Below are 13,659 nucleotides of genomic sequence, written 5' to 3' on the forward strand. Positions count from 1 at the left end.
CCACGGCCTCGACGGACTTTCCGGGGAATTATTTGGCCGTCTTGACAGCCCGTGGGGAGTGTTCCTGAAGAGCAACGTTGGCATCGGGCGCTTCGATAAAGGAAAGCTCAACGATGAAGATTGGGGCATCCATCGCAGGCTCTCTTATAGCAACACGATATCGGGCCAGGCAAACGGGAGGTTCACGTACTACACGGCCGACGTAGGTTACGATTTTTCGCGCGGCGCCAACTACAAGGTCGGCGGATTTATCGGCTGGACCTATTACGCCCAGAACTCCGACACGATGGGATGCATGCAGATTGCCAACCCCATGTCTCCATGCACGGCGTCCGCTGATCAAATCGTTGGCAGCCAGGATACGCACTGGAATGCACCTCGCGTCGGCCTGAGCGCCGAAACCATGCTTACCGAGCGTTGGCGTTTAAGCACCGATGTCGCTTACCTGCCTTGGACCGATTTCGCTGGTCGCGACCACCATCTCTTGCGCCCGACGACTACCTTCGCTGATCAACGCGGGAACGGAGGCGGGGGTGTACAGGTCGAAGGCGTGTTGTCCTACTTCATCACCAATAATCTCAGCATCGGCGTCGGCGGGCGCTATTGGGCAATGTGGACCCAAAAGGACAACGAAACGATATGCACAGGCTGTTATCCGGGAACCACTGCGACTGAGTTTTCGAAGTTTAGCATGGAGCGCTGGGGTACGTTCTTTCAGGCCTCTTATAAGGTCAATTGAAAAGGCCCCACCGTAGTCAAGCTCCAGACTCCAGCCTTCCTGGACGAGCATCCTGAAGCCGTACGCGTTTCCCTAGCAGAAGTACCTTGAACCGTCCGAGACGTTTTCGAAGGTGGAAGTCATTACCGGCGTGGCCCGCCGGCGGCGGGTTTACGGTGGATTCCGCCGCCAAATAGTAGTCAGGTACTGTCGAGCAGCTGATGGAAACGTGGAAGCGGCGCCAGGCTGGAATCGGCAACTTCAACAAGCCCCGCAAAGATTTGCCCTTGTAGGACGATTCACGAAGTGTGACGGGTGAAAACAAGTCAATTCCTTTGAAATGACGCACAGGCTGCTAGTGCTGCGATCGACGGGCGATTCGTAAGACGCACGCACTCATTCACTAGTAAAAAAGGGGCCGCCGCGTGAACTTCGGCGGCGACCCACCTGGGCCTACGGTGCAGAAAGTCCGGTCTGTTATCGGCCCGACATATCGAACTGACAACAAAGACATTCAGCGAGATCACACTACTAGGGAAACAGTCCGCGTGTTTCTTTTGCTCCGCGAACGCGCTCGACACCTATCGCCATGGCTGCCGTGCGATTGAACAGGTTTTCACGTTTGCTTCGCGCCAGGACGCGCTCGAAAGTACGGTCCAAAAGTTGATACTCCCTACGCGTGACTTCCTCCTCCTCCCAGAACAGTCGCTGGAGGTCCTGCACCCATTCAAAGTAGCTGACCACGACACCGCCCGAGTTGCAGAGAAGATCGGGGATGAGGAAGATCTCCTCCTGATGGCCTTCCTGCTGGCTATTTCGGCGTCGATGACCCGTTCCAGGGCAGCCGGAACAAGCACGTCACACGGGATCGTCAGCAACTCGCCTGGGTCTAGAGCAAGCTCGCTGGAGTAGCCATCCAGGCTACCTTGCGAGGCAGCATGTCCGACCAGCTGTGGTATATCGAGCCCCCGAGGTCGATAAAGCGCGCCCGTGTGATCGCTGACCGCGATCACTTTCGCTCCCATGTTGTGTAGCTCGAGTGCGGTCATCGAACCGACATTTCCAAAGCCTTGAACAACGGCTGTTGGCGCCATTGAGTGGGATTTTGAGCTCGTCCGCTGCGCGGCGAACCAAATGAGCCACACCCCGGCCTGTGGCTTCACGACGACCGAGCGTTCCACCAGCGCTGACAGGTTTGCCAGTCACGATCTCGGTGACGGTTTGGCCCTGATACATCGAGTAGGTATCTATGAACCACGTCATGATCTGCTCGTTTGTTCCAAGATCGGGAGCTATGACATCAGTGTGCGGCCCAACAAACGGGATCATTTCCTGCATATACCGGCGCGACAGAGTCTCAAGCTCACGGTTCGACAAGCTAGAAGGGTCGACGTTAATTCCGCCCTTGACGCCGCCATATGGCAATCCGACCAGGGCACACTTCCAGCTCATCCAGATCGCGAGCGCTGCAACCTCGCCAAGGTCGACGGTTGGCCCGAACTGGTGCCCCCTTTTGTAGGGCCAAGTGTAAGGTGATGCTGCACCCGATAGCCTTCAAAAGCCGCCGTTGTGCCGTCATCAAGGCGAATTGGGCACGACACCGTGACAGATCGCTTCGGCAGCAGCTGGCGGGGTCTTACGTCGTCTGGTATCCCCAGATAATCGCGATCACGTCGAATTGCTTTACGGCCATCTCAAACACTGGCCCAGTGTAGACAGTCACGATAGCTCCTGAGGCTGGATATGAAACATCGGAATGCTTGTGCTTCAGAGCACCGAGCTCCCTGGTGCGTGTTGCGCGTTTCAGATGTGGGCGAGACAACTAGTCCAATCAGCAAGATTGCGTCTCGCGGTCACGCCAAAAATATGACCAATGCGATGAAAGCGAGATTGACCGAGGCGGCCACGACGGCCCAACAGCGAATCGCGGCAGGCGAAAATTCAAGAGCGTCCTGCGAAGTGTCGGCCCAAAGCGGCGGCATTCAAGTTAGGTCCAAAGACCCGGGTTAAGAGACAAACCTGCATAAGCGCAGAAACCACCCACTCTGCTAAAGCCGAGCCTTTCGACCGCCGCGTAGAGCCCTTGCCGCCCAGCCAACCGCGCTCGCAAAAAGGCACCCCCGGCTGGCCGCGTCGAGCCTGACAACAGATGTGGTAGACCGACTCAATATCATTCCCCGATGCGGCATCTGGATCCGGCAGGCCGGCTGCTGTTTTGCCGCTCACGTTCGATCTCCTGATTGACCACAGAATAGCACTCCGAAGGTACCGATGCTCGGCGTTACGCCCGGCAATCTTCCAATTTCTTGGTGAAACTCATCGCAGAAGCTCTGGTTTGCGAGGTATTTCTACAAGCATGGCCGAAACGAAAGTCGAATCGATCCACCGCGGCAGACGATTCGGGCAACTTTGTTAAACGACCGGGGAATGGCAAAAGCTCGCTTTCCTTTTTGACGCATGCTGCAAACTCGGAAGAGGCAAGGCAGGAGAACGCAGTGCCCTTTCTCCTGCCGAAAATTAGCCGGTCAGTGTGAGATTGAGTTTCAGCCTGCGCGGCAGCGATCGACCACCGTTCATGACGATTGATTGCCCGGTCACAGCAGAAAACTCCGTTCTGCGGCTCTTAAGTCAGAACAACGAGGAGCCTGATTGAGGTGTTCGTGGGTAGCCACCCAGGTTCTGCCAGTCATATTGTGCCGTTCTGCCCTTTTGTTGGCTTCTCGTCGATTGCGTTCACTTCTGTTTCTTCGATGATGATCGGCGGGGGAACGCGGCCGGCACCCTAGGGCCTCAAGTTGGCTTCTGCATCTACCGGATCTTGTAGTAGACGCTCCATCGTCTGCATGGCACAGGCAATGAACGTGCCCAGAACCACTGTTGCGGTTCGTTCGATGAGAGGGGGCTCGGACAATTTGACGCCGTCGACCACATGCGGCATGCCGTCGCGTAATGTCTGCTCATTGGAAATGGCGACTCAGCGTGCAATCCCACAAACATCCCGGCATCAGATGAAGATATCCCAGGTATTTAAGTTCGAGGCAGCGCACCGACTTCCAAACGTCCCGCAGACACATCGCTGTCATCGGATGCACGGTCATTCCTATCGGGTCGAGGTCGTGCTGAACGGGCCCGTCGATCCGCACACCGGGTTCGTAATGGATTTCTTCAACATGGAAGAAGCGATCGGTCTTCTTCTAAAGAACCTCGATCACCGTTGCCTGAACGAAGTCCCGGGACTGGAAAATCCGACGGCGGAAAATATCGCCATCTGGATCTGGAAGCACGCGAAACCGCGCCTTGCGCAACTCTCGAGCGTGAGGGTGTACGAGACGACCGATTGTTGGGCGGAATATGACGGGCCCGATGGCTGAATTCAGCGCTCATTTGGGACTGTGTCGATGCGGCACGCCTGTCCTTCTTCGGCTCCGAAGCCGACTTGCTCGATCTGCACTTCGGCTCCTCGTCGGCCGGGTCCGCGGGCAGATTCCCGTGCTCGCGGAAGGCCCTTGGATCTCGCGGGAGGTCCGAGGACCGCGCCCGGCTTGGCCATGAGGACCCCCTAGCACGTGACCGCATTCGGCCAGACGATCCGGAATCCCGCGTTGTGCTAACCGCCGGAACTGTCTGGGGGGATTCGTTGGAGCGAATTCGATGCTGATTGTACCGGAGAGAGGACCCTCGATCCCGGACGCTCGCGGCTGGGCGATCTCGGTGCTGCAGCAGGTCGGCGCTAGCCGCGAATGCGAGGAGCACGGGTGGATGCGAGCGTGCCATAGAGATCGCCATCAATATCCGCCGTTCGACACTTCGGCGGGCGAAGCCTCTAGTGAAGTTGGCAAGGTGCTGGACTCGAGCGTCCCCGCTGGCTGGTCGCGGATGCCGTTTCGCCCGACTGGTTATTTCCACCCAGCCGATAGCTGCGGAAACCGGCGAATAGCTGTCCACAGGCACCGATGCCTCGCCCGAGCGCATCCGGTAGAGTGCAGTCAGGTGCACACGGAGCGCGGTTTCATCTGTTGACCAAGAAAATGACCGATCCCGTAACCCTGGCCGAAATGGCGGCCGCGACGGCTCTCACCGGGATTACGACGAGATGGTCAATGGCCACAACCTTGACCCGAATCACGTTGCCGCCTTCGCGGCAGATGCCGTTGTCGTCATCATTGCGCACAATGCCGCTTTCGATCGCACGTTCATGGAGCGTTACTGTCCGTCGTTTGAGCATCAAGCTTGGGCGTGTTCGGTCAGTGAGATTGAATGGCGCATCATGGCTTCGAAGGCTCACGGCTGCCGTATCTGCTGATGAAGGCGGGCCTGTTTCATGAGGCTCATCGCGCTGTCGATGACTGCCTCGCGCTCCTCGAGATCCAACTCTTGCAGCTCCCCGATCACAATCGGACCGTTCTTTCCGCACTGCTGGAACGTGCGCGGCGCAAAACCACTGGGATCTGGGCCGAAGATTCGCCGTTCGAGCCGAAGGATGAACTCAAGACGCGTGGATATCGCTGGAGTGACGGTATCGATGGACGGCCAAAGTCTTGGTACATCGATATCGACGAAAGCGATCGAGACGCGGATATCGTGTTCTTGCAAAGGACGATCTATCAGCGCGAAGTGGAGCTCCGCATTCAGAGCCTGACAGCTTTCAACCGCTTTTCGTCAGGATCTAGAAGGAGACGGGTGCTGCTCGATCCGGAAAATCTACACGAAATCCGCAACAGGCATTAAGACGATTGTAGACGCCAGACCAAACGCCGGGGTCGAGCCGATTCATGCTTCCTGCGCCGTTTCCCGCGACGACGTGATGTATGTGCCTACATGCATGATGATCAGGACCTTTACGCGAGAAGCGGCCTTTGGCGGACGACCGGGTTTGACGGGAATCTGGGTCGAGAGGCCCTCATCATAGGCACGTTCGGCTTCGGTAGGTTCCCATTCCACGCCAGGCTCGTCGAGCGCCTGACGCGCCACGCCGGCCAAGCCATCTGGCGTCAGCCGCGAGGGACTGCACGGCCATAGGGCGTAGCCGAGCCGTACGAGACGGCCCTTCCCCAGAAGGGTACGAAGCGCGGCAACACCTGATCTTCGCCGAGCTCGTGAACTCACGCGATAGCAAGACAGCCTCATCCTTCTTCCGCCCGATCTTCTGTTCGATCTTTTCAAGCGAGGTCTGATGCTTTGGCATCGCGGTCTCCGTTCCCGCAAAACATGGACGCATAAACCCGATAACATTCAACAAAATCGGAAAAAACATAATTTACACCACTCCGACGCACCGGGGCGGCTATGCTAACGCGTCGACGGAGCCGGGATTCCCGTTGCGGGCTGGCTGATTCCTCGTGGAAAACGGCGAACCGTATCTGCCCAACCCGATCTTGGCCGAAACGGCAGACTCGGCGTGCTCTTCCCACCACAGGCCAGCGGGTCGCGTATCTCGCCAGGGCTGGTGAGGCGCCACGGGGCATGATCGACGGTGTCTCGCCAGCCGACATGGAGGAATCCGTGAGGGTCCAGACGCCGGACGGGACCTGGGCGCCGCAATCCAGAAGAGCGCCACAACATAGTCAAAAAGCCAGAGCTGCGGATCGTTCCGCAAGTGCTCTGGAATCGAGCGCAGGAGGTTCGTAGCGCGCGCAAGCCGCGGCGTCGCGCCGTGATCCCGCGCAACAATGAGCACCCGCTTGCCGGTGTGCTCCGGTGCGGCGTCTGCAATGGCCACATGCGAATCGCTCAATCCTCGCGTAACGCTGCACCGCGCGCGGCATGCGCGAGCGCGCATCAGCGGGGCACCTGCGAGCACACCCGTAGCTTCGACATGGACGTTCTGCTCGAGGATGCCTCCGACAAAATCAAACTGAAATTGCTTTCGCCGAAAGCCATTGAAGAGGCGATGTGCGCCTGGAAGGAGGAGCGCAAAAACGATCGGAACAAGGGCAGCGAACACGCTAAGCTAGAGCGTCGACGCCGCGTGTTGACTACCGAGATCGAACGCCTGTCATATGCCATCGCAAATAGCCGTCGGAAGCCGGACGAGTTGCTGAAGCGGATCGATGAGTGCGACCTGGAGCGGGAAAGCGTTGAAGAGCGCTTGCGGCTGCTGGGCGGTGGCGGCGAAAATGTCATTGGCTTCGATCACCCGAAATTCAGTGACCGATACCGTTCGGAGATTAGAAGGCTGGTGACCGCGCTGAAGATCAATCCGAAGGCGATCGAAACTCGCGTCGCGTTCCGCAGCTTGATTGAATGCATAGTAGTGCATCCGGTTCGCACGGATGCCCTACGAATATACGCCCTACCTGAACAGCTCCGCGCTTTACGGCAAGAACCTTTTCCCCGAAAACCGCAGCAAGGAGCGAGAAATCAGCACGTTTGCCTACTACGACAATGGCAAGTCAGGGAATCCTGTCGCGATGTACTGACGGACATTCCGACGAACCCCGTTCTCGTCGATGGCCCCGGACATGTCGAAAGGGGTGTGAATCGCTGCCCAGATTTCGGGGATTTCTTGCCCGATAGCCATCTTCGTCCCTACTGGTCGTATTCAGCACGCAGACGCCTGCGGAGGAACACACGAAAGTCAAATGCGCCAATGTAAAGATTCACTCGGAGATCGCGAAAGCTGGTCGCGCGAGAGATTGCGAGCGCGTGCGTGCACTTATGAAGGCACATATGGAGGAAGCTTCGGAATACGTGAAGCGTTTAGACGGCCGTCTCGACGGCCGACTGATCCTCGACTCGGAAATGGCGCCGCGCCCGCGGGCTCTGTCGTGACGAGATGGTAGCGACAGAATACCTACAGGTTTTTCGCACAGGCTTCCGGGAGGACGACTACGCTCAGTGCGATCGATTGGAATTTGCTATGGGTCCGCGCGGGTCAGAGGCTCGTGCTTGAGGCGATCCGTCGACATCGCCGGCAATTCGCATCGCTCCTGCCTGTCGCGATTTCTGCAGAAGACCTTGTTATCGCAACGATCCCATCACATTGTCGAGAGAAGGCTCTTCGGCCAACCTGCAAAAACACCGGTTGAAAAAGCGTTTTAGATCGGTCTTCTCAAACGGCTTCTCTCCCTAAGTCCTTGAAAGGCTTGCTGGGCGCACCAGGGCTCGAACCTGGGACCCGCTGATTAGGGGTCCACAAAATCAACAGTTGGCCGTCAGGCGGAAACGAGGCGGAAGTGCCGGCCAAGCTTATGAGCTTCCCCTTCCCAGCGGCGACTACGCCCAACGCATTCCTTTAGTACGATATGCTACGTTTTTGCGCGATCTCGCTACTGTCGCGGTTTCAGGCATCGGCGGCAATCTGCATGATGCATTGGTACCATACGACTGGAAGCCGATTTCGGCAGCTCAAGCTTAGATGGGTTGCGATGCCACGTTTTGCCGTAATTCCTGCTGGTTCTTGGCCACGTCGTATGCCAGCCGCAGTCGCAGCGGGCTATTGCGGAGAGCCGACTGTCGAAGCCTTTCTCAAACGAGTCGGGACGGAGTATCCTCGACCACGTGTGAAGGAAGAGAGGCGTCAGCTGTGGTTGAGAAACGATCTGGACCGAGCTATTGCCCCGGACATGGTGCCGGGCGACCTCGCCGAGGATTTGTGACGTTGGAGCGCCCGCTTCCACGCTTTGTGGAGGTGCGTCGGCTTGCCCGCGGTTCGGTCGCGTTCTATTTCCGGATCCCGACCTATTACCGCAAGCTCGGCTGCGAGATGGCGAATGAGCCACTTGGGACGAGAAGCCGCATGCGGCGATGACGGAAAAGGCGGACGCGCCGCCACACTCAATGGCTTGTTCGATGAATGGAACGACCAGCGCAGAGGAGAGCCGGGCGAGCAGGGAAAGATTGCGCGCTATGGCACAATCGATTGAATGTTCCGGCAATTCAAGACGGAGAAGGCCTATACCGAGAAAGTCTCTCCCAGGTCACGGCCTGACTACGAGCGGATCATGCAGATGATCTGCGATACCGTCGGTAAGAGCGGACGGCGGATCGGCGAACGGCAGATCATGGAAGTCACGCCACGGGCCGCTGACAAAATCTACGACAAGATCATCAACGGGCCGAACGGAGTCCGGCTGCGGCAGGGCGAGAAAGTGGTCGGCCTCTGTCGCAAGGTCTGGCGCATCATGCGTCGGCTGCACCCGGAGCTGTTCGACAAGCAACACCCGAACCCCTGGGACGACTTCACCCTCAAGAGCCGCACAAGACCACGTGGAGAATTTACAGCGTAAGCCATTCATTTAATTGATCTATTTTGTCTCCGGTCGATCCTATAAGTTGAACCGACTGAGGAAATCAGCGCGACCAAGCTTCCGCACCTTGGATTTTCTAGGGTCATACATGACCCGATTGGAAGGAAAAATCACCCGAATGCGTTCTCAGTGCACACGTAGTGCACACGACGGCCCGAGTGCACACGTCTCACCTTAGGTTGCGCCGGCGAGGATATTCGTGACGTCGCCGCTGATGCTACCGCAACGGCCTCGATCGGACTCTATATTGGGCTCACGACGACGTTCAAGGAGCCGGCTTGTCCTGAACAGGGTCGTCATCGGCAATCGCTCGCCACCCCGCTCCTTCAAGATCGTTGTATTGGCCGTTCCTGAGCGACCAGAGAAACCCCACCAGGCCGAGCAGGCCGAGCACCAGCGCCAGCGGAACGAGGAATACCAGGACTTCCATCAGCTCAACTCCCTGACACCACGATGCGCGCGAAGGGCGTTCAAGATCACGAGCAGCGACGAGCCCGACATGGCAGCAGCGGCCACCAGCGGCGTCGCCAAACCAGCAATTGCCAAGGGCACAGCCAGCAGATTGTAGACAGCGGCCAACCATAGATTCTGTCGCATTAGCCGCAGCGCTTTCCGCGAGAAGCCGATGGCAGCCACCACGGGTGTCAGGCGGTCGCCGAGAAAGACCAGATCGGCGGTCGCCTGGCTCAAATGGGTGGCGGTCACCGGCGACATCGAAACATGCGCGGCCGCCAGCGCAGGCGCGTCGTTCATGCCGTCACCGACCATCATGACCTTGACGCCATGTCGCTTCAGCTCATCGATCCGCGCAATTTTGTCGGCAGGGGTTACGCCTGCCCGCCATTCGTGAATTCCGAGCGACTGCGCGGCGTGACGTACCGCTGGCTTGCGGTCGCCGGACAGTATCTCGACTCCGATGCCACATTGTTGAAGTGCGGCGACAGCTCTGGCTGCATCTGGACGCAGCCGCTGCCGTACCGCAAAGACGTGGCACGTTTCGCCATGACGGAAGGCAACGACCGACGCTTCGGGATCCCTGCACAAGATATCATTGGCCAGATAATCCGCGCCGCAGAATGACGGCCTGCCCAATCTGACTTCAAGTCCGTCGACGAAACCATGCACACCCTGACCGGTAATCTCTTCGACCCCAGCCAGCGGCGTTTTTGCTTTGGCCGCGCGGGCTACCGCGGACGCGACCGGGTGCTGGCTGGCAAGCGCAAGCCGGCCGGCCAGTTCGAACATTTCGGCCGGAATGCTCGCAGCGTTGGCGACATCAAGTTCGGGCAAGGTCAGTGTCCCCGTCTTGTCGAACACGGCCCTGTCGACGTCGGCCAGCCGCTCGATGGCATCGCCGGAATTGAGCAGCACGCCGTTCCGGAACATGGCGCCCGATACGACGGTTTGCACCGCCGGTATGGCGAGGCCGAGCGCGCATGGGCAGGTAATGATCAGAACCGCGATCGCCATGACGATGGCATCATGCCAGGACGCGCCGAACGCGACCCAACCCAGCATGGTCAGAAGGGCTGCGGCGTGGACCACGGGCGCATAGAGCCGGGCCGCGCGATCCGCCAATTGCACATAACGGGTGCGCGCCTGCACCGCGTTGTCGAGCAACCGGCCGATTTCGGACAGCAGCGTGCCTTCAGACGCCGCCGACACGCGCACGCGCAATGCACCGGAGATATTGAGCGTTCCCGCATAGACGGCGGTCCCCGGTCCCGCCTTCACCGGCAGGGTCTCGCCGGTGATCAGGCTTTGATCGATCTTGGACCGGCCCTCGATCACGGAGCCGTCGACGGCCGACCGTTCACCGGGCCGCAGCAACACGATATCGCCGGCCTGCACCGCGGCGATCGGCACTTCGGATATCTCGTCAACGCCAACGAACTTCGTTGCCGTCTCGCCCCTGAGGGCGGCCAGGTTTCCCGCGACGGCGCGAGTCCGCCGGCGCATGCTCTGATCGAGATAGCGGCCGGCCACCAGAAAGGTGATCAGCATCAGCGCCGCATCGAAATAAGCGTGTTCAGCGTGGTGAATGGTTTCGACCACCGACATCGCGAGCGCCAGCACGATGCCGATGCTGATGGGAACGTCCATGTTGGTGCTGCGCGCCCGCAGTGCGCGGAACGCAGACCTGAAGAACGGCTGTCCCGAATAGGCTGCCGCGGGCAAAGCAATCAAGGCAGACAGCCAGTGGAAAAAATCACGCTGCTCCGGGATCATGTCGGTGACGTTGCCGGACCATACCGGCACCGACAGCATCATCACGTTCATCGCGCCAAACGCCGCAACGCCGAGGCAGCGCAACAGGAAGCTCGCCTGCTCAGTCTCGAGCGCTTCGGCACGGACCGGCTCGAACGGATAGGCCTTGTAACCTAGTTCGGCCAACCGGTCGATGAAGCGGGTTGGATCGTGCGCCCCTTGCTTCCATTCCAGCGCCACTCGACGGTCAGTCAAATTGACACGAGCCAGCGTGACATCCGGAAGCGCGGAAAGGGCGCGTTCGATCTTGGACATGCAGCCGGCACAACTGACGCCTTCGACCGCAAGATCGATATGCGACACCCCGGAACCGAGGTCCCTGACATAATGTGAAAAGTCCCGCGCCGCCTGCATGATATGCCCTTCCTAGTTCAACAGCACACGGTTCTTCGACAGAAACAACCGTTGCCCGGCCGAAGCTCCTTCGAGCACGAGGTCCCATTGACCCGGCGCGATCGCGAGGGCGCTTCCCCGATAGATGCCGATCCCCACTTCGGCGAGGAGCACCGGCAAATCGGCGCGCCGGTCGGTCGGCCGCTCGAACCGGCCGTGAAACCTTAGGCCCGATATCGGCCGGCCGCTGCTGTCGCGCGCCTCGATCTGCAGCGTCGCGCCGCCCTGCCCGCTGCGCTCGACATGCGCATCGACCTTCCAGTTTCGCGCGTTCTGATCGCGGGCCGCCGTGATTTGCTTCTCATAGGCGAGGCTTGCGCTATAGGCGCTGTCGACCTCGGTCCCGGGCAGCGTCTGGATAGCAAACCGCATCATGACGAGGTTGACTCCGATCACGACGCCAAAGAACGCGATCAGCATTGCCAACACCTTGCGGCCGGTGATGGGTTTTGGCGCCTGCGATCCCGTCATGTGGTGGCTCCTGCCGCTTACGGCGTGACAAAATTATCGGTGGCGGATGCCACCTCGCCGAGGCCGATATCGGTGATGCGGAAATGCACCGGAACCGACTTCTCTGGATTGTTTGCGGCAGGCGCCGTCACCAGCACCCGCAGCTCGGTGGTCTGGTCGCGCCCCAGAATGATCATCGGCCGCTCCGGGGTGACGGAATCGACGCCGACGACATGGACCGTTGCGTTGACCGGACCGTCGATATCGATCGCGATGACCCGGTCGAAGCCCCGCTTGTTCAACAAGCGAACCGTATAGGCATTGCGGATCGACCCGTCGCTCAACTTCACCGCGACCGGATTGCGGTCGTGGAGTACATTGACATCGAGCAGCGTGCGCGTCAGTAGCGCATAGAGCATGAGCGCGCCGACGCAGGCGATCATGGCGGAGTAGATGACGGTGCGCGGCCGCACAATGCGGTAGATCGGCGGCTTGCCGGCCTGACGGCGGTGAATATTGATATCGTTGTCATACCCGATCAGACGGGTTTCCCGGCCGATCTTGGTCATTACGGTGTCGCAGGCATCGATGCACAGTCCGCACTGGATGCAATCGAGCTGCGCGCCGTCACGGATATCGATCCCGGTTGGGCACACGGCGACGCATTGGTAGCAATCGATGCAATCACCGACCGACTCGCCGAGGGCCCGCAACTCGTTCGCCTTCTTCAGCGACGTGCGCTTTTCACCATGATCGTATTTGTAGGTGACGTTGAGCGCCCATTCATCGGTGAGTGCCGCCTGAATACGGGGCCACGGACACATATAGACGCAGACCTGTTCGCGCATGAAGCCGGCGAGCAGATAGGTCGTTGCTGTCAGTATCGCAATCCAGATATAGGCCAGCATCGGCGCCTGGAACGTCACCAACTGCTTCACCAGTGTCGGCGCGTCGTTGAAATAGAGCACCCAGGCGCCGCCGGTCCACCACGCGATCATCAGCCAGATCGAATGCTTCAGAAGGAGCTCGGAAAAGCGCTGCAGCTTCATGGTGCCGCGCGCGGAATTCTTGCGCATGCGCTCGCGGCGATCGCCCTCGATCAGGCGTTCGACGGCATAGAACAGATCCGTCCACACGGTTTGCGGGCAGAGGTATCCGCACCAGATACGGCCGCCCAGCGAGTTCATCAGGAACAGCGTGATCGCGGCGACGATCAACAGGCCGGTGAAGTAGTAGACCTCCTGCGGCCACAGCTCGATGAAGAAGAAATAGAAACGGCTGTTCGGCAGGTCGACCAGCACCGCCTGGTCGGGCGCGCCGAGGCCGCGATTCCAGCGCACGAACGGCAGCAGATAGTAGACCCCGAGGCAGAACGCCATCAGGCCCCATTTGATCCGGCGGAAGGTCCCCGACACGCTCTGCGGATAGACCTTCTTCTGGGCCACATAGAGCGGCCCGTCGTCTTCAAGCTGCAGATCGATTGGATTCACGGGGCTTGTTCATCGAGGTTGATCTCAGGTCCGGCGTGGACTTTAGGCACGCCCCCGCAACCGCGATTGATCCACCTCAAACAATGCGCAA

10 protein-coding genes and 2 pseudogenes are annotated in these 13,659 nt (G+C 59.3%); 7 read left to right on the plus strand and 5 right to left on the minus strand.

What is annotated here, in order from left to right; genetic code table 11:
- The first annotated feature begins 58 nt into the window (after window positions 1-58).
- A complete protein-coding gene (locus IVA95_RS23245; protein ID WP_247512602.1) occupies window positions 59-739 on the plus strand; it encodes a hypothetical protein in 681 nt (226 codons plus the stop codon).
- A 510-nt stretch (window positions 740-1,249) separates the two neighbouring features.
- On the opposite strand, the pseudogene IVA95_RS23250 reads toward IVA95_RS23245, so the two are convergent.
- Window positions 1,250-2,441, minus strand: a pseudogene (locus IVA95_RS23250) (Glu/Leu/Phe/Val dehydrogenase).
- 1,285 nt (window positions 2,442-3,726) lie between these two features.
- Between IVA95_RS23250 and queD the strand changes: the two are divergent.
- The 6 genes and pseudogenes from queD to IVA95_RS23275 all read left to right on the plus strand — a co-directional run bounded on the left by queD (window position 3,727) and on the right by IVA95_RS23275 (window position 8,946).
- Entirely contained in the window at window positions 3,727-4,089 is a 363-nt protein-coding gene (gene queD / locus IVA95_RS23255) for a 6-carboxytetrahydropterin synthase QueD (protein ID WP_247512729.1), read from the plus strand.
- Window positions 4,090-4,811: 722 nt separating this feature from the next.
- On the plus strand, window positions 4,812-5,021 hold the full coding sequence (locus tag IVA95_RS23260) for a hypothetical protein (protein ID WP_247512603.1): 210 nt from the start codon (window positions 4,812-4,814) through the stop codon (window positions 5,019-5,021).
- The gene (locus IVA95_RS23265; protein WP_247512604.1) at window positions 5,021-5,446 is read left to right on the plus strand and encodes a hypothetical protein; all 426 of its coding nucleotides are present in this window, start codon (window positions 5,021-5,023) and stop codon (window positions 5,444-5,446) included. Before IVA95_RS23260 ends, IVA95_RS23265 begins: the two co-directional genes overlap by 1 nt.
- Before the next feature lie 991 nt (window positions 5,447-6,437).
- A pseudogene (locus IVA95_RS39060) lies at window positions 6,438-6,494 on the plus strand (hypothetical protein); the annotation flags it as partial.
- Between the two features lie 39 nt (window positions 6,495-6,533).
- Window positions 6,534-7,313, plus strand: coding sequence for a hypothetical protein (locus tag IVA95_RS23270; RefSeq protein WP_247512605.1), 780 nt, complete (start codon window positions 6,534-6,536; stop codon window positions 7,311-7,313).
- 1,270 nt (window positions 7,314-8,583) lie between these two features.
- Window positions 8,584-8,946 (plus strand): hypothetical protein, encoded by a 363-nt coding sequence (locus IVA95_RS23275; RefSeq protein WP_247512606.1) that lies wholly within the window; start codon window positions 8,584-8,586, stop codon window positions 8,944-8,946.
- A 286-nt stretch (window positions 8,947-9,232) separates the two neighbouring features.
- Here IVA95_RS23275 and ccoS read toward each other — a convergent pair whose 3' ends face one another.
- Genes ccoS through ccoG form a run of 4 tightly spaced genes read right to left on the minus strand, consistent with a single transcriptional unit; the run spans window position 9,233 to window position 13,568 of the window.
- Window positions 9,233-9,397: a cbb3-type cytochrome oxidase assembly protein CcoS gene (ccoS, locus tag IVA95_RS23280; protein WP_247512607.1), complete on the minus strand. Its 165-nt coding sequence runs from the start codon at window positions 9,395-9,397 to the stop codon at window positions 9,233-9,235.
- The gene (locus IVA95_RS23285) at window positions 9,397-11,589 is read right to left on the minus strand and encodes a heavy metal translocating P-type ATPase (RefSeq protein WP_247512608.1); all 2,193 of its coding nucleotides are present in this window, start codon (window positions 11,587-11,589) and stop codon (window positions 9,397-9,399) included. The genes ccoS and IVA95_RS23285 overlap by 1 nt, the downstream gene beginning before the upstream one ends.
- A gap of 12 nt (window positions 11,590-11,601) precedes the next feature.
- Entirely contained in the window at window positions 11,602-12,099 is a 498-nt protein-coding gene (locus IVA95_RS23290; RefSeq protein WP_256470260.1) for a FixH family protein, read from the minus strand.
- A 17-nt stretch (window positions 12,100-12,116) separates the two neighbouring features.
- Window positions 12,117-13,568, minus strand: coding sequence for a cytochrome c oxidase accessory protein CcoG (ccoG, locus tag IVA95_RS23295; protein WP_247512609.1), 1,452 nt, complete (start codon window positions 13,566-13,568; stop codon window positions 12,117-12,119).
- Window positions 13,569-13,659: the final 91 nt, after the last annotated feature.

The organism is Bradyrhizobium sp. 157 (assembly GCF_023073815.1).
Lineage (GTDB): Bacteria > Pseudomonadota > Alphaproteobacteria > Rhizobiales > Xanthobacteraceae > Bradyrhizobium.

Excerpts from the sequence above, each read along its gene's own strand:
- queD (WP_247512729.1), top strand. The coding sequence starts at position 3,727 with ATGAAGATATCCCAGGTATTTAAGTTCGAGGCAGCGCACCGACTTCCA.
- IVA95_RS23260 (WP_247512603.1), top strand. The coding sequence starts at position 4,812 with ATGGTCAATGGCCACAACCTTGACCCGAATCACGTTGCCGCCTTCGCG.
- IVA95_RS23270 (WP_247512605.1), top strand. The coding sequence starts at position 6,534 with ATGGACGTTCTGCTCGAGGATGCCTCCGACAAAATCAAACTGAAATTG.
- IVA95_RS23285 (WP_247512608.1), bottom strand. The coding sequence starts at position 11,589 with ATGCAGGCGGCGCGGGACTTTTCACATTATGTCAGGGACCTCGGTTCC.
- IVA95_RS23275 (WP_247512606.1), top strand. The coding sequence starts at position 8,584 with ATGTTCCGGCAATTCAAGACGGAGAAGGCCTATACCGAGAAAGTCTCT.
- IVA95_RS23290 (WP_256470260.1), bottom strand. The coding sequence starts at position 12,099 with ATGACGGGATCGCAGGCGCCAAAACCCATCACCGGCCGCAAGGTGTTG.
- IVA95_RS23265 (WP_247512604.1), top strand. The coding sequence starts at position 5,021 with ATGAAGGCGGGCCTGTTTCATGAGGCTCATCGCGCTGTCGATGACTGC.
- ccoS (WP_247512607.1), bottom strand. The coding sequence starts at position 9,397 with ATGGAAGTCCTGGTATTCCTCGTTCCGCTGGCGCTGGTGCTCGGCCTG.